10 protein-coding genes and 1 pseudogene are annotated in these 17,535 nt (G+C 44.6%); 4 read left to right on the top strand and 7 right to left on the bottom strand.

Annotation, left to right across the window (positions count from 1 at the left end; translation table 11 throughout):
• Window positions 1–73: 73 nt before the first annotated feature.
• Both AB4263_RS16985 and AB4263_RS16980 read right to left on the bottom strand, forming a co-directional pair.
• Window positions 74–1,444, bottom strand: a complete 1,371-nt coding sequence (locus AB4263_RS16985; RefSeq protein WP_372098583.1) for a glycoside hydrolase family 18 protein — start codon at window positions 1,442–1,444, stop codon at window positions 74–76.
• A gap of 172 nt (window positions 1,445–1,616) precedes the next feature.
• Window positions 1,617–2,621: a sugar-binding transcriptional regulator gene (locus tag AB4263_RS16980; protein ID WP_017064428.1), complete on the bottom strand. Its 1,005-nt coding sequence runs from the start codon at window positions 2,619–2,621 to the stop codon at window positions 1,617–1,619.
• Window positions 2,622–3,080: 459 nt separating this feature from the next.
• On the opposite strand from AB4263_RS16980, the gene tal reads away from it, so the two are divergent.
• Both tal and tkt read left to right on the top strand, forming a co-directional pair.
• Window positions 3,081–4,031, top strand: coding sequence for a transaldolase (tal, locus tag AB4263_RS16975; protein WP_009845571.1), 951 nt, complete (start codon window positions 3,081–3,083; stop codon window positions 4,029–4,031).
• Window positions 4,032–4,118: 87 nt separating this feature from the next.
• Window positions 4,119–6,125 carry a transketolase gene (tkt, locus tag AB4263_RS16970; RefSeq protein ID WP_137001017.1) on the top strand — a complete coding sequence of 669 codons (2,007 nt, stop codon included), beginning with the start codon at window positions 4,119–4,121 and terminating at the stop codon, window positions 6,123–6,125.
• Between the two features lie 107 nt (window positions 6,126–6,232).
• Here the strand turns inward: tkt and AB4263_RS16965 are convergent, their stop codons facing one another.
• Window positions 6,233–6,361, bottom strand: coding sequence for a hypothetical protein (locus AB4263_RS16965; protein WP_372098582.1), 129 nt, complete (start codon window positions 6,359–6,361; stop codon window positions 6,233–6,235).
• Window positions 6,362–6,364: 3 nt separating this feature from the next.
• On the opposite strand from AB4263_RS16965, the pseudogene AB4263_RS16960 reads away from it, so the two are divergent.
• A pseudogene (locus tag AB4263_RS16960) lies at window positions 6,365–7,828 on the top strand (PKD domain-containing protein); the annotation flags it as partial.
• Between the two features lie 213 nt (window positions 7,829–8,041).
• Here the strand turns inward: AB4263_RS16960 and AB4263_RS16955 are convergent.
• Window positions 8,042–9,217 carry an MFS transporter gene (locus AB4263_RS16955; protein WP_017064421.1) on the bottom strand — a complete coding sequence of 392 codons (1,176 nt, stop codon included), beginning with the start codon at window positions 9,215–9,217 and terminating at the stop codon, window positions 8,042–8,044.
• A gap of 251 nt (window positions 9,218–9,468) precedes the next feature.
• Between AB4263_RS16955 and AB4263_RS16950 the strand changes: the two genes are divergently transcribed.
• Window positions 9,469–10,359: a LysR family transcriptional regulator gene (locus AB4263_RS16950; RefSeq protein ID WP_017061891.1), complete on the top strand. Its 891-nt coding sequence runs from the start codon at window positions 9,469–9,471 to the stop codon at window positions 10,357–10,359.
• A gap of 94 nt (window positions 10,360–10,453) precedes the next feature.
• On the opposite strand, the gene AB4263_RS16945 is transcribed toward AB4263_RS16950, so the two are convergent.
• The 3 genes from AB4263_RS16945 to AB4263_RS16935 form a co-directional block, all read right to left on the bottom strand.
• Window positions 10,454–15,433, bottom strand: coding sequence for an ATP-binding protein (locus tag AB4263_RS16945; protein ID WP_372098581.1), 4,980 nt, complete (start codon window positions 15,431–15,433; stop codon window positions 10,454–10,456).
• A complete protein-coding gene (locus AB4263_RS16940) occupies window positions 15,426–16,451 on the bottom strand; it encodes an HD-GYP domain-containing protein (RefSeq protein ID WP_372098580.1) in 1,026 nt (341 codons plus the stop codon). The genes AB4263_RS16945 and AB4263_RS16940 overlap by 8 nt, the downstream gene beginning before the upstream one ends.
• Before the next feature lie 309 nt (window positions 16,452–16,760).
• Window positions 16,761–17,525 carry an ABC transporter ATP-binding protein gene (locus AB4263_RS16935; protein WP_372058138.1) on the bottom strand — a complete coding sequence of 255 codons (765 nt, stop codon included), beginning with the start codon at window positions 17,523–17,525 and terminating at the stop codon, window positions 16,761–16,763.
• Between the last annotated feature and the right edge of the window lie 10 nt (window positions 17,526–17,535).

Here is a 17,535-nt window from a genome sequence, read left to right as displayed (position 1 = left end):
CGAGCTAAATAAGGTAGGCGGCTAAACACCTACCTTATTTTCTAGGTATTTTCTGTTCAGTTATTTATTCATTTCACTTTTTATTCATTTCACTATGCATAACATCGATCAACTGCCCGGAAGGATCTCCTGATAATTCCCAAGTAAAAATGCCGCCTAGGTCTGATTTCTTCGCCCATTCTGCCTTTGCTTTAATAGAACGCTGATCTTCAAAAGATATGAATACTTTTTTATCTGGGTTCCACAAATAAGGTGCTTGAGCTTGCTCATCATACTTATACTCATAACCTTGTTTACTGCTGTAGTTATTCATAAGATCCCAAAACATGAAGTAACCGTTTTCACCGGTACCAAACTGCGCCCCTTGTTCAGAAACTAGGTCACCTTTAGGCAGCTCTCCAGCAAAGTCTTTTGTCCCTTGCCAGCCTCGACCATAAAAAGCCGCCCCGATCACGAGCTTCTCGCTAGGAATACCTTGCTCTATCATCTGATTAATGAAGACATCAGCTCCCATTCCCCACCAACTGCGCTCTGTGGCATGTAAGTTTGTTGTGTGACCTGTTTGAGTTCCCCAGCCTCCGAGGAAGTCATACGTCATCGCAAACATGTTCGTCAAATATGGGCTAGCTGCGTTCCAGTCAATTTGAGCTGCCTTAGCACCAACACCGACAGCCGTTGAAAGCTCGTAATCTCTTTGAGTCGTCTTTGATAGAGCGTCCAAATCACTTCTGATTGTTTTTACTAAAAGTGTGAAAGCTTCACGCTCTTGCGCTTTCTGCTCATCCGTTAGTTTAGTCTCTGGGTTCCAAGGCGAAGTGGTTAAGCCGCCGCCTCCTGGGTATTCCCAATCAAGATCAATACCATCAAAGAAGTCGTATTTTTGGATCAACTCAACAGCAGTTCTTGAAAAGTGCGCAATGGCTTGAGGATCTTTCGCCATCGCATGGAAAGGTTCAGACATTGTCCACCCACCAAATGATGGCAAGATTTTGATATTTTGATTGTCGGCCTTCAGTTGAGCTAACTGGGCAAAGTGACCTCTGTAGGCGACATCAACATCCACGTCTCCGAAATCGACTTCTAACGCAGCTTCTTTATCCACAATAATCGCGGTATATGGTTGTTTGTCTGCACATTGCTGCTGAATTTGTTTTTGGACGGGCTCACCAGCACCGCTATGAGGACCACACATGCTCAAGAAGGCGTAAATAATATGTGAGAGCTTGTCTGCAGGTATGTCGTCAACGGTATAAGGGTTGTCTTTATTCAGATATTGCCAATCCGCAAAATACCCTGCGACGACTTTATCATCGGCATGTACTGTAGGTGTGAGCATACAAGCCGTGGCTATTGAGCTAAGCCCAAAGATAGAAATAGATTTAAAGATAGAACTTGATTGGTCACTGTTGCTAGAAATAGCGTGTGTGATAAATGACAGTTTCATAATTATCTCCTTTAGTGTGGCTTAACATTAAAGAGTGATAATTCTTTCAACCGCTGAACAAATTCACTATTCGAGTCATGTCTAATAGTTATCCCCCTTATTGCACTGGTTTCATTAGGGGGATTTTCCATGATTACTCAAATAGTGAATTCAACGAAGCACAAATATCTTACTATTCACTGCCGTATGGTTTATTCACGCTAAGTTGTTCGTCCAAATTAAGTACCGTTAAAGCATTACTTACGCTGGTTGCGATCACGTCTACCACGCCGGTTCTTAGTGCACCTAACAAAGCGAGTGGTTTACTGTTCTCGGCTGCAATGGCAATGACTTCTGCAATTGGGCGGAATTCTTCCAAGGCCAAACCAATCACACGGTCACTCATTACTGTGTTTGCTGTTTTACCGTGAACATCGAAAAAGTCATAACCCGCAAAGTCACCGACGACTCCTTGCAATAAACGAGATTGAACGACCTCACCTGCGGTAAACCAACCTAAGTCGACCATATAGCTGTTTTCACTCATATCACCGATACCGACTAATGCAACATCGGCTTTTCGAGCGAGATCGAGTGTCTGCTTAACGGTGCTGTTTTCCATAAATGCGGTTTTTTGCGCTTTATTCTCGGCATAAGCCGGCGCGTATAAGGTTTCAGAAGATCCACCGTACTTTTTGGCTAGCTGCCTGCATATATGGTCGGCATTAAACATACCGCCTCTTGGGTGAATACCGCCGATACCACACACGAATTTACAGTCTCGTGGCGTAATTACGCCAGTGTGGTGAGCAACAGACGATACGTTTCGCCCTTGCCCTACTGTCACCACCATACCGTTTTTCAGTGTACTGGTAAGATAGTTAGACACTAAACCGGCTACTTGGAGTCGTTGCTTCTCTTCATTCGGTTGGTCTAGTGCCACAAGCGCACGCTTTACACCAAATCGTTCGATCAAACGTTGCTCGATCTTCGCACTAAAGACAGGGTGGTATTTCACGGTGATCTCAACAATGCCCTCATCTCGGGCTTGCTTGAGCATTCGACCAACCTTTGCACGGGAGATAGAGTACTTTTTAGATATCTCTTCTTGCGTGGCACCATCTTGATAATAAGCAACCGCGACTTCAGTGAGGAGATCAGTGTTTTCTTCGGAAACATCTTGGATATTCTTACTCATATACCACTCAACCAATATTTAACAATTATTTTACCTGCTTGAAGAACAAATGTTCGATGCTTAAGCAAGTGATACACAAGTTTACACCCCGAACATATGTAACAGCAAGGTACATTTGCTCATTGTCATAACCATGGTTTTGTTGTTGATTAATTCACCTCACTTTGCTCGTTAAACGTTTGCTTGCATACCCCATGATTACTAGAGTGAAATATATTTGACTGAAGTCACCATACAGCACTATTTACCGTTGACTTTGGGGCTAGATCGGATAAATATGGCTACATCATTTACTCATCGAGCGATCAAATGTTCTGTGCAAATATTCGTTCGGAGAAAAATTTAAATTAATGTAAGTTTGGCTCACTGGTACAACCATTGAGAACTTCATTAGTTAGCTTGCAAATGCCCACACCTCTCCCATTAATGAGGTGTTATGCGATACATAGGATGATCAAAATGAGCAATAAATTAGAGCAACTTCGTAAACTAACAACTGTTGTAGCTGACACTGGCGATATCGAAGCTATCAGCAAGTACACTCCTGAAGATGCAACAACTAACCCATCTCTAATTCTTAAAGCTGCTCAAATTGCTGAGTACGCTCCTCTAATCGATGCTTCTATCGAATACGCAAAAGCGCAAAGCGGTGATAAAGCACAGCAAGTTCAAGATACTTGCGACATGCTTAACGTGAACATCGGTAAAGAAATCCTAAAAGTTGTACCTGGCCGTATCTCTACTGAAGTCGATGCTCGTCTTTCTTACGACATGGAAGGCAGCGTTGCTAAAGCTCGTCAACTTATCAAAATGTACAACGACGCTGGCATCACTAACGACCGCATCCTTATCAAACTGGCTTCTACTTGGGAAGGCATCCGCGCTGCTGAAATCCTAGAGAAAGAAGGCATCAACTGTAACCTAACGCTTCTATTCTCTTTCGCTCAAGCTCGTGCTTGTGCTGAAGCTGGCGTATTCCTAATCTCTCCTTTCGTAGGTCGCATCATGGACTGGTACAAAGCGAAAGAAGGTCGTGATTTCGAAGCTTCAGAAGATCCAGGTGTAATCTCAGTTTCAGATATCTACAACTACTACAAAGACCACGGTTACAAAACTGTTGTTATGGGCGCAAGCTTCCGTAACATCGGCGAGATCCTTGAACTTGCTGGTTGTGACCGTCTAACTATCGCTCCTCAACTTCTAGCAGACCTAGAAGCAGCAGAAGGCGAAGTAGTTGAGAAACTTATCGACTCTAACGGTACTAAAGAGCGTCCAGCAGCGATGACTCACGCTGAGTTCCTATGGGACCACAACCAAGATGCAATGGCTGTTGAGAAACTGGCTGAAGGCATCCGCAACTTCGCCGTTGACCAAGGCAAACTAGAAGACATGATCGCAGCTAAGCTGTAATCACTCTCACCAAATTCAAATAGGGGAACGTTCAGTTCCCCTACTTTTATCAATTTTGTTTTTCTTAATTTTTATTCGGAAGTTCTTATGAATCAATCTCCTCAAAACAGAAAGCATCTAGCTAACGCTATTCGTGCTCTAAGCATGGACGGCGTACAACAAGCAAACTCTGGTCACCCAGGCGCACCTATGGGTATGGCTGACATCGCTGAAGTACTTTGGCGTTCTCACTTAAACCACAACCCAGCAAACCCAGAGTGGGCTGACCGCGACCGTTTTATCCTGTCTAACGGCCACGGCTCAATGCTGATTTACTCTCTGCTGCACCTAGCAGGTTACGAGCTTTCAATTGAAGATCTTAAGAACTTCCGTCAACTGCACTCTAAGACTCCAGGTCACCCAGAGTACGGCTACGCACCAGGCATCGAAACAACGACTGGTCCTCTAGGTCAAGGCATTACTAACGCTGTTGGTATGGCTATGGCTGAGAAAGCGCTAGCTGCTCAGTTCAACAAAGAAGGCCACGACATCGTAGACCACTACACTTATGCATTCATGGGTGATGGCTGTCTGATGGAAGGTATTTCTCACGAAGCATGTTCTCTAGCAGGTACGCTTGGTCTTGGTAAGCTGGTTGCTTTCTGGGATGACAACGGTATCTCTATCGATGGCGAAGTTGAAGGTTGGTTCTCTGACGATACACCTAAGCGTTTCGAAGCTTACGGCTGGCACGTAATCCCAGCGGTAGATGGTCACGATTCTGACGCTATCAACGCAGCGATTGAAGCGGCTAAAGCAGACCCTCGCCCTACTCTAATCTGCACTAAAACAGTGATTGGCTTTGGTTCTCCAAACAAAGCAGGTACGCACGACTGTCACGGTGCTCCACTAGGCGCTGAAGAAATTGCAGCAACACGTAAAGAATTAGGTTGGGAGCACGGTCCTTTTGAAATTCCGTCGGAAGTTTACTCAGAGTGGGATGCGAAAGAAGCAGGCGCAGCTAAGGAAGCAGCGTGGAACGAGAAACTTGCAGCTTATGAAGCAGCATACCCTGAGCTGGCAGCTGAATTCAAACGCCGCGTAAACGGTGACCTACCAGCTGAGTGGGAAGAGAAAGCATCGGCAATCATCGCTGATCTTCAAGCTAACCCAGCAAACATCGCATCACGTAAAGCATCTCAAAATGCTCTAGAAGCGTTCGGTGCTATGCTACCAGAATTCATGGGCGGCTCTGCTGACCTTGCGCCTTCTAACCTAACTATGTGGTCTGGTTCTAAGTCTCTTGAAGCGAACGACTTCTCTGGTAACTACATCCATTACGGTGTACGTGAATTCGGTATGACGGCTATAATGAACGGTATCGCTCTACACGGTGGTTTCGTACCATACGGCGCAACGTTCCTAATGTTCATGGAATACGCGCGTAACGCTATGCGTATGGCTGCTCTGATGAAAACTCAGAACATCCAAGTTTACACGCATGACTCTATCGGTCTTGGCGAAGATGGTCCAACTCACCAACCAGTTGAGCAAATCGCTTCTCTACGTCTAACTCCAAACATGAGCACATGGCGCCCATGTGACCAAGTTGAGTCTGCTGTTGCTTGGAAACTAGCAATCGAGCGTAAAGATGGTCCTTCTGCACTTATCTTCTCTCGTCAAAACCTTGCACAACAAGATCGTGACGCTGAGCAAGTAGCAAACATCGCTAAGGGTGGTTACATCCTGAAAGATTGTGAAGGCAAGCCAGAGCTTATCCTTATCGCAACGGGTTCTGAAGTTGAGCTAGCGGTTAACGCTGCTGCTGAGCTAACGGCTGAAGGTAAGAAAGTACGCGTAGTTTCTATGCCTGCTACTGATGCGTTCGACAAACAAGACGCGCAGTACCGTGAGTCTGTACTTCCATCTGACGTAACGGCACGTATCGCTGTAGAAGCTGGCATCGCTGACTTCTGGTACAAGTACGTTGGTTTCGGTGGCAAGATCATCGGTATGACAACGTTCGGCGAGTCTGCACCTGCAGGTGAGCTATTCAAGATGTTCGGTTTCACTACTGAAAACGTAGTAAACACAGCGAAAGAGCTTCTAGCTTAATCTTGAATACACTGTCTCGCCCTTAAATGGGTTGATGCATACAGAAAGCCCCGCATCAAAATGCGGGGCTTTTTTGTCTTTTCTCTCATTCGGATTAAATCTAACGGCTATTTTTCTTCGAAACGCTTTGCCAGTTGGTAGAACTCATTGACTTGTTCTTTTAGCTCTGTGGAGTGGTCTTTCACTGAATGCGTAGCAACCAAATTTTGTTCTGCCGTAGACGCGATAGACTGCATATGCAGATTGAAAGTCTGAAACCCTTTGAGGGCGAGTATTCATTCCACTCTCAAAAAGGTGATGATCTGAAAAACAGTATGACTCGCAAGTTGGTGATCCCAGCGGGTGATTCTGCACTGCTGTCTTTCAAAACTTGGTATGAGATTGAAAAAGACTACGACTTTGCTCGCGTGCTAATCAACGGACAAGCCATTGCAGGAAACATTACCTCAATGGACGATCCATACAACACGGGCCTCGTTCCTGCTATTGTCGGCGAATCTGGCGGATGGGTCGACGCTGAGTTCGACGTTTCACAATGGGCAGGCCAAGAAGTGGAACTGTCTTTTGAATACATCACCGATGGCGGCTTAGCAATGGAAGGCTTCTATTTAGATAACCTTGCTGTTGTTGTCGATGGTGAAGTGACCTCAATAGACGATGGTGAAAGCAACTCCACCTTCGCCCTTAATGGTTACAAGCTGAGTAATGGATTCCATCAAGCGCAGCACTACTATCTATTGCAATGGCGCAGCCACATGGATGTTGATGAAGGCCTAGCGAACATCAAACGCATGGGACAACTGATGTCATTCGACCCTGGCTTGATCATTTGGTACGTCGACGAATCACTCACCGACAACTGGGTAGGTAAACACCCTGGTGAAGGTTGGTTAGGCGTGGTCGATGCAGACCAAAATGCCATGGTGTGGGCAAACTCTGGTGAAGCGGCTCAAACACGCTACCAAGTTCGAGACGCAGCGTTTTCACTCAAAGATCATACTCCAATGCGTCTTGTAAACAGCGACAACGATGTACTCGAAGATACCAGTTTGGTTGGCAATGCTAGCTTCTCGGATGACCAAGATTACACATCGCCTCAAGCGCCTGATTCAGGACGCATCCTGACGGAGTTTGGTTTAGCGGTCGATATTGTGAATCAGAGTGATAACAACGAATACGGTGTGGTTCGCTTATCTAAAGTAAGCCAACACAACATCGTTCCTACTGCGAACTTCGAGCTTAATGTGACTGGTCTGACTGTTTCTGCAAACAACTTCAGCTCAGACCAAGACGGTGAGATCGCCCGTTACCTATGGGACTTTGGGAACGGCACAACAAGTAACGAAGTGGCACCAACTTGGTCTTACGAGCAAGCGGGCGAATACACGGTGAACTTGACTGTTGTCGACGACAAAGGCGCTACCGCTTCATTTAGCTCCGTAGTGAGTGTTGAATCTCCAAACGCCCTTCCAGAAGCGAGCGCGAAGTACATTCACTTGGGCCGCTGGGTAACCATGTGGTCTACAAGTTCAGACAGCGATGGTCGTATTGTTGATACCGAGTGGACACTTCCAAACGGAAAGGTGAAACGAGGTCGCACATTCACGTCAATCTTCCCTTCATACGGAAAGCACGAGGTGACACTGAAGATAATCGATGACCAAGGTGGGATTACCACTAAGACAATTTTGGTCGACCTGTAAATCATCGCTGGCTCTGTCATGCGTATTTACAACACAAGCTTAAGTACTGTTGTCACAGGATATAAGCCAAGACAGCAGTTTTAAGAAAACGTTATTATTTAAGCCGTAAGCAAAAGCCCTACCTTATTGGTAGGGCTTTTTATTGGTCGCAGTTCGAGATACTAGGGTTTTAATCACAGTAACAAATTTACTGAACCACCATTCGATGAGCCATTACACAGGCTGCTTTTGAATACGCGATTTACGAGCACTGAATGCGAACAGCAAGATAACAGCTAACACGAATGGTAATACGTAGATATTGAGGTTCTGCCACCCTGCTGTCGATTCTAGCCAGCCAGAGAGCATCGCTGTAATCGTCACACAGCCAAAGACAATAAATTCATTAAACGCTTGTGCCTTAGCTTTATTCTGCGATTGGTAGGACTGACTAAACAAACCTGTTGCCGCGATAAACATAAAGTTCCAACCGACACCAAGCACAACTAGAGCCGCTCTGAAGTGCCAGATAGATTCGCCATGAATGTTAATCGCGATACAGACGACGAACAGAACCCCGCCTGCCAAGATCATCATTCTTGAGCCAAACTTCTCGATAAGTGAACCAGTAAAGAATGCAGGAACAAACATCCCCAATACGTGCCACTCAATGACGCCCGCTGCTTTGGTAAAGTCAAAGCCACAACCAATCATTGCCAATGGCGTTGCTGTCATCAGGATATTCATCACCGCATAAGCGACCATGGCAGCAAACACTGCGCCAATAAAGTTAGGCGCTTTTACTATCACACTGAGAGGATCGGATTTAGGTGCCTGACTATTAAAAGAGACTTTTGGAAACTGAATTGTTTGTAAGATGAGTAACGCAAGAATGTTCAATCCAATCAAAGAAGCAAAAGCACCAATGTACAAGCCATCTTGCGACCACTGTTGCGACATAATCGCCAAATTTGGTCCTAATACCGCGGCTAAAACGCCACCAGCCATCGAGATAGAGATCGCTCGGTGACGGGCATTTTCATCACACACCTCGATTGCAGCAAAACGATAAAGCGTGCCAAAACCTATGCCTATCCCAAGTAAGAACGTAGCGAAACAAAACAGATAGAAATTTTGCTGAGACAGTGCGTAGGTGGCAAGACTAGCTCCTGTAATGCCAACCACATTACCAATGCTAAATCCTCTCTTTCTCCCTAACTTGCCTGAAATTAAAGATGCAGGAATAGTGGCTGCCATTAGACCCAAAAACTGCAGTGCAACCGGCAAGGTGATCATGCTGACACTGGGTGCAATCTGCTTACCGATCAAACCAATCACAGAGATCAGTAATATGTTACCCGTCATCAACAAGGCCTGACACAGTGAAAGCAGCCAAACATTTCTATTCATCTTCGTTCCTAAATATGAGCACAGTTGGTCAATAGACCAAAAATTCAACAAAGTCGCAACACTTTGTTACTCATAGCAACTCTACAAAGCGACCAATAGACCAATATACCAATATAAAGTGCTACCACCACATGACTTTGATTAGCGTTACTTAAGACGCTAGAGTTGAAATTATCATTACTTAAGATAATAATAATTTTCTGTTATTTATTGGCTTTGTTATTTATAGGCTTTAGTATTTGAAGGTGAGTATGATTAATCCACTTTGGCTCAATACGTTTAAGACTCTGGTTGAAGTTGGCCATTTCACCCAAACGGCAGAAAAGTTGTATATGACACAACCTGGAGTCAGCCAACACATCAAGAAGCTTGAACAAGCTTGTAATTGTGACCTGCTATCTCGAGAAAACAAGAGCTTCGAACTGACCGAACAGGGTCGGATTATGTATCGCTATGCGATCAAACTAGAGAAAGACCAAGAAGATCTTTTTGAGTCTCTGAGTTTTGATAACCCTTATGCTGGGCAATGTCACTTGTCTTGCTCTGGCTCACTCTCTTTGCGTCTGTATCCCAAGCTTCTTGAACTTCAACAGCAACACCAAGAGCTCAGCATTAACTTAGAAGCCGCTCCAAACAAAAAGATATTGAATGACCTAAGCGAAGGCACTACCGATATCGGCATTGTTAGGCATTCCCCGAACGACAGCTACTACCAAAGCCAAGTCATCGGCAAAGAAGCACTGTGTCTTATTGTTCACCACAGCCTTGCTGATTTAGAGATAACGCCGCAAGTATTGAATGACATTGGCCTGATTGCCCACCCAGATTCTGCACATTATCTGTCTTTGTATTTCGACCTTTGCGGAGATAAAGACTTAGCGAACATCAACGTTAATGAGATACCAAGATCTGGCTACATCAATCAGCTTCACCAGATCTTGCTACCCGTATCAAAAGGATTAGGTTTTACCGTGTTACCGGCTGGCGCGGTTGAACACTTCCCAGATAGAGACAAGCTACACGTTGTGCCGCCAAAGGTAGAAGTAGAGGAAACGCTGTATCTGGTTCAAAAACGAAACCGAAAACTGCCGCACCGTTACGATACGGTTGTTGAGCTAATCAAACAGAACGTGAGTCGTTAGTTCGGTATAGATAGATTTAAAGCCTTTAGCTAGCTCGGTATTTCGCTATAAGAGCTAAAGGCTTTAATGTTGAAGTGATATTTATAAAAGACAACTACTCAGAAGCGCCAAGCCCCTCTTTTGCTCGTTCAAAGTCATAATTATCTAACGCACTTCGAACATCTTTGAGAACAACAGAATGTGGATACTGTGCCAGTAACTCAGTCACATATTGAGTTGCATCGTTATCATAAGCATCCAGCAGTGATAGCAACTGAGCATGCTGTTCTGACGTGATGCTCGGTGAATCAGAGGTATCAGCAAGACTCGCATCGGCTTCTTCAGTACTTGTCGTATTGAATCCCCCAACACCAGACACATCAAAGCTGATCTCAACTGCTTTAATCAGTTCGATTAACCCAAGTTCGCCTTGCTTAAGATCTGCTTCATCACACGCCTTGTTATGCGCTTTGCTTTCTAAATCACTGAGTAACTCTGCCAATCGCAATCCACCAATCGAAGCTGCCATGCTTTTTAAGGTATGTAGATTACGCTCTAACGTCTCCCAGTCGCCTTGTACTAAGTTATCAAAAGCATCCGACATAATGTCTGGCGATCCTTGGCAGAACCTATCAAGCATTTTGGCTTGCAGCTTCACATCATGATAAGTCAGTTGCTCAAACCTCGACTGAGAGAAAACAGGCGGCTCAATTTGGGGATCGGAGTGCAATTCCGCACTCTCACCAGAATCACCTGTCTGGATCGCATCTGAAGAGGTGTCTGATGGCGCTCGACCTTCAACTAAGACCTCAGGAACAATGTATCGAGTAATCAAAGACATCGCTTTATCAATAACAATAGGCTTATCCAAGAAGTCCGTGATGCCCGACGCCCTCGCTCGTTGTTTCGCATCATCAAAAACATTGGCTGACATTGCAATAATCGGTACATCTATATCGAATTCACGAATCAAACGGGTAGCTTCAAAGCCGTCCATAATCGGCATTTGAAGATCCATGAAGATTATTTCGTAGTCGTTGTTTTTAGCTAACTCCAGCGCTTCCTTTCCGTTTTCAGCAAGATCGGCATTTAATTTAGAGCGACTGAAAAATGCTAAGGCGAGATCTTGGTTCAGCTCATTGTCTTCAACCAATAGCACTCTTTGCCCTTTGAACTCTATCTGATAATCCAGTTGCAACTCTTGAGCTTTGAAGTCGGCTAACGCATCCGAGCTTGAGCGTGGCAATGTCAGTACAAAGGAGAACTCACTGCCTTGCCCGTAAACACTCTCTACCGTAATTTGACTGCCCATCGCATGAACTAATTTCTGGCTAATGTTGAGCCCAAGCCCTGTACCGCCAAACCGACGTGTCGTTGTGGTATCCGCTTGGCTAAAGGCTTCAAACAGCTTGTGACGGTTCTCATCCGAAATGCCTATCCCGGTATCCATCACACTCACTCTCATGGTTAGGCTGCTGTCGTTCGAGTCAACATGCTCCATCGTTAATGCTACGCTGCCTTGTTCCGTAAACTTAATCGCGTTGCCCACAAGGTTGAGTATGACTTGGAACAACCTCAAGGGATCGCCTTGCAGTGGCGTGTCTAACTCTGGGTCGATGACCATCGACAAATTGAGTTGTTTCTCAGCTGCTTTCGACTCCATTAGTTCAATCACATCTTTAAAGGTCGTTACGGGATCAAACGGGACGTTATCAATAACAAGTTGTCCAGCTTCTATCTTTGAGAAATCAAGGATGTCATTGATGATACCGAGTAACGAATGGCCAGAACGGTGCACTTTCTCAATATAATTTCGAGCGACAGGATTAGATATTTCGCCAATCGCCAGATAAGACAAGCCAATAATGGCGTTCATTGGGGTTCTTATCTCATGGCTCATATTGGCTAAGAATTCCGATTTAGCTTGGCTCGCCAAATCGGCTCTCTGTTTCTCTTCTTCCAATTGTTCGTTAAGGCGCTTCATTTCTGAAATATCGAATGCCCAAAATAGTGTGGCGACTTCACCATCAATCTCAAAAAGATAGTAACTGACCAAAGCAACAAATCGGGTTCCATCAGACTTTCTGAGTACTAACTCCCTATTTTCAACTTTACCGTTAAGGTCGAGCTCTTCATGCACGCCATCACGAACGCTCAGCGAGTCATGGATAGCGGCAACGTCGATAGAAGACAACGCCTGATCTTCCACGCCAAACAAACGTTTTGCCGTATCGTTCGCGTAACGAACCTCTTCTTCAAATACCACGCTGGCTGCAATTGGAGAGCTATTTAGCATGTTGTAGAGTTGGTTCTGCGCCTTTTCCAGAGCTTCGGTTGCTTCCTTAGCAATACTGATCTGCTTAGTTAATTTACGATTCCAGAAAATAATAAGAAGAAGGATCACCAGAGAAAAAACCGAAATGGTGTAAACCAATTGATAATCAACTCTTTCTATCGCTTTGGGTGCAGCCCATTTTGCAGAGATCTTCTGGTGTTCTTCAGCTGAGATACTGCCTATCGCTTTGTTCACAATAGACAACAGCAAAGGTTCAGATTTGATGACATGCAGAGTTGGCGACAGGAAGAAGTCTAATCGACCGATGATGCCAATTCCTCGATAGCCAAATGAGTCGATTAAGTAATTTAAGACGTCAACGGTATCAATCATCGCATCAAACTCACCCGATTCGACGAGCTCTAATCCATCATTAGTCGATGACACCATCGACCAATTGATCTCAGGGTAACTATCCACAATAGCTTCTGTGTTGGCTCCCCCTTCTAAAATACCTATTTTCCAACCTGCAGCTTCTTCTAAGACAAGGCTGTTCACATCTCGTCTTGAGGCAATAGCCAAACGACTAGAAAATAACGGCTTACCCGCCTTCACGCCCTCGCCAAGCGAACGATTCTCCACAGCGGCCGACACAAGGTGCACTTTTCTATGGTCAACGAGTCGTCGAGTCTCCTGCCAACTGCCGACATCAACATGTTCCAAGCGTAAACCTGTTTTCTGCTCGATCAGTTTTAGGTAATCATCGATCATGCCGATGTATTCCCCTTTGCTCGATACGGCTTCATAAGGCAAAGAGTTAGGATCAATACCGATTTTCAATACTGGATGAGATTTTATCCACTGACGTTCATTTTGACTAAGATTAAGAAGTTCACCGGCTAAACTGTTCGATTGATAAACATCTGAAATATAACGTTTTGCACCATCTCCGAATGAATCAAACTGCTCAATGGCAGGGAAATAAACATAACTTCCTTCCACGGAATCCACATCGAAATAGAACGTCATAAACCCAGCATTGGTGCTGCCCGTCTGCGTTTTATAGCCAACGCCTTTCGTTACGGATGACAATTTAGAGGTGTTTTTCTTGTCCAATGATGGCGTTGATACATCTCCTAGGAACCAAGATTCAAGCGGTCGCTTATTATTATCAGCCAGTGCCGAAATAACCATGAAAGTATTATCTGCATCAAATATGTCAAAAATCTTAGGCAATTCGTCAAAGCGATCATTAACAATAAAGTACGCTGAGATTTGAGCAATAATATCGGCCTTCTTCAGAACCGGAGTCAGGTCGTTCTTAATTTGTCTTCTAAGAATTGGCTCAAACTCCCCGTCTTCCCTTTTCAGGTTTGCCAATGCGGCATTGAAGCGGTCTCTTAGCTCAGCCCCCCTGAAATCCACGTAGATGGGATAACTGACTTTATAATCTTCATGGATCTGAATCTCGCGCATTTCAATAAACCGGGTATTGGTGACAAACCAGGTTAATACGCGCCTTTCTACCATCAGGAGATCAACATTTTGAGCTCTCAGTTGGGAAAACGCCGACTCTAAGCTGTCGAGATCATCTATCCGATCAATGCTCAATTGGCTTTCCAACACTTCTACGGAGTTTTTAATCGGCGATGTTTCATCGAACAACAATGCACCTAAGGACAAATTTTTTGCCGACTTCAAATCCAGCTTACGCCTCTTTAATGACACTGGCACAAAATCAACATCCATCACCTTGTCACTGACAAAGTGCAATGAAGAGTCATCAAGTTGAACGCCAGAAACAAATGATATTGAGTTGTTGTTATCGATAGCTTGACGAGCTGCAGTACGAGGCAAAGTGACAACATCACCCAATCTATACCCCATATCGTTCAATGCCCTTTGCATAATGTCATGCTCTAAGCCAACAGAAGTACTGTCTGGATACATGTAAGGCGGGTTGCCGAATCCAAATACACCTTTAATGGGAGAGCGATAAGGCGAGTCATCTAACCATTTAGATAAAATGCGGTTCTTTTTACTGATATCAAACGTTGCAATCTGTTGATTCAATAAGTTAAGCAGCTCATTGTCGTTTGAACGAATAACCATGGCTGCTTTGATGTTCTTCCAGCGATCAAGTACATGGTTGACCGCTAAATTCTCGACTCCGCTTTTATGAGCAAGATCCATGGTGGTTACAGGTTCAGCCAGTAAGCCATCAACCGACCCATCTTCTAATGCACGAATAGCATCAATGGCCGTATCGAATTCAACTCTCTCAATCGAACTAAGCTGCACGCCAGATCGCTTTAGGTCGATGCTTTCTCGAACCATGGCAATTCGCCTTTTGGCCTCTTGCTCTATTTTATTATTGAGATGATCTTCGGTAGGAAGAATGACGGCAATTTGGTACGAGATATAAGGATCAGTTTGAAGGAAACGTCCTCCTTCGCTGGGATCAAACTGTTGAAACGGAAACACATCGCCTTTCCCGTCTAACAAAGCTTGCTTTGCTTCAGCATGAGAATCTACGCTGATGAAGTTGGTTTTTACGTTGAAACGCTCTTCAAGATCGTAAGCCCAATCTCGAATAATCCCGTCGACTTTTCCGTCATCACCAATAAATGAGTAAGGATAATGACTGGATAGTGTAACAAACGTGATTTCACGATCAGGATCTTGCCATAGGTTTGGTTGTTGATCCGGAGCAGCCTCAGCGTTAACGCTAGCGGCACGAACAACGAATACAACAAACAAAATTATGGCGATGACATAACGCTTACCCCACTTACCCCACATCTGCCAGAGGTCACTCATCTTTGAACTTCTCTTTAATCTCTAGAATCTCTGGCAATTTAATGAAAAACAGATCAACGATAGTCGGGTCAAAATGCTTACCTTTCTGCTCAGTGATTAAAGCCAAAGCATCTTCGACACTCCAAGCTTTTTTATAAGGGCGCTCTGCGGTCAGGGCATCAAACACATCAGCAACAGCCGCAATTCTTCCAACCAATGGAATATCTTCGCCGGCTATCTGCTTTGGGTAACCACTGCCATCCCACTTTTCATGGTGATACTGCGCGACTTGAATGGCCATACGCATCAGTTTGGAATCGCCCTGCCTACCAAGGATTTCAACACCGAACTCGACGTGTTTCTGCATGGTAGTCCATTCATCGGCATCCAATTTCCCTGGCTTCAGTAACACACTGTCAGGAATGCCAATCTTGCCAATATCATGCATTGGTGCTGCATCACGAAACGTCTCGGCATCTTCGTCAGTCATTCCCAAGGCTTTAGCTAGCACTTCACAGTAGTGACTCATACGCTTAACGTGCATGCCTGTTTCATTGTCTTTAAATTCAGCAGCTCTACCCAGTATGTTCAGTGTTTCTAGCTTACCGAGATTGATCTCTTGAGTTTTCTCTTTTACCTGACTAAACAACGCGCGTTGTTGGTCATAAAGTGCGATATGCGTTTTCACACGCTGGAGTGCAATTGCAGGGGTTATCGGCTTGGTTAGGTAATCGACAGCCCCCAAGGAGAGCCCTTTTACTTCGGCTTCTGGACCAATTGTGGCGGTCACGAAAATGATAGGAATGTGAGCCGTATTCGGCTGAGCTTTAAGTTGGCGGCAAACCTCGTAACCATCAATGTCAGGCATCATGATATCAAGGAGGATAAGGTCTGGCTGCGGCACCATCTTCGCAATCTTGATACCAATGGTGCCGTTAATCGCCACTTTCACTTGATAGGTATCTTTGAGTATTGCCGTTAACACATCCAAGTTACTTGGGGTGTCATCTACGACTAACACTATAGGTTTCCGACTCATTGATACCTCGTATAAAAATCAAACAGTTATAACCATAGTGTAGAACGGTTTTCAGAGGTTAAGCAGAAAAAAAGCAATTGATTTTCAAAAATGAAGAGTAGATCTGTGAGTGACTTCAAACTGGCGTTATTAGAAGTACGACCAGTCAATATTACGTCAGTTAAGTTATTATTATACAAGGGGAATTACCTTTGCATTGCAACATTTCACTAACAACACAGATACTATCCGAAAACAAAAAGAGCTCCTCATATGGGAGCTCTTTTCGTTCAACGGCTAGAAAGCAAAACAACCGAGTTATTCAGTAATCTAACGACCAGAATAATACATACAGATTCGAACACCATCGAACTCACGAATCTCAAATGGGATCTCGTAGATAGACTCCATCACTGATTTTTCAACCACTTCCGAAACCTTACCCGACTTAACCACTTTGCCTTTCTTCATCGCGACAATGTTATCCGAGTAGCAAGAAGCGAAGTTGATGTCGTGAATCACGATAACGACCGCTTTATTGAACTCATGCGCCAAACGACGCAACGTCTGCATGATTTCAACCGAGTGTTTAATATCAAGGTTATTCAGAGGCTCATCTAAGAACACATAATCCGTATCTTGCGACACAACCATCGCGATAAACGCCATTTGACGCTGACCGCCACTCAACTCATCAAGGTATTTGTTTTGGATGTCAGTAATGCCAAGGTGTTCTAGTGCTGTATCGACGATCTTATGATCTTCGTCTTTCAAGCGACCTTGAGAGTGTGGGAAACGACCAAAACAGACCAATTCACGAATCGTAAATCGCATGTTGATGTTATTTGATTGTCTTAACACGGCAAGGTGCTTCGCTAGCTCTTTGGTATCCCACTCAGCCAGTAACTTATCGCCAATGACCACTTCACCCGCGTCGCTGTCGGTTAAGCGGCTCGCCATTGAAAGCAGTGTACTTTTACCCGCACCATTTGGGCCAATGATAGAAGTCACTTCGCCTTTCGGGAACATAGCACTGGCATCATCAACCACGAGTGACTTGCCATACTTCTTACTTAAACCTGTTAATTTAATCACTACTTACTAC

The organism is Vibrio sp. 10N.261.55.C5, assembly GCF_041470505.1.
GTDB lineage: Bacteria > Pseudomonadota > Gammaproteobacteria > Enterobacterales > Vibrionaceae > Vibrio > Vibrio crassostreae_C.
Note: the sequence above shows the minus strand (reverse complement) of the source record. Positions and strands in the feature narration are given on the sequence as shown.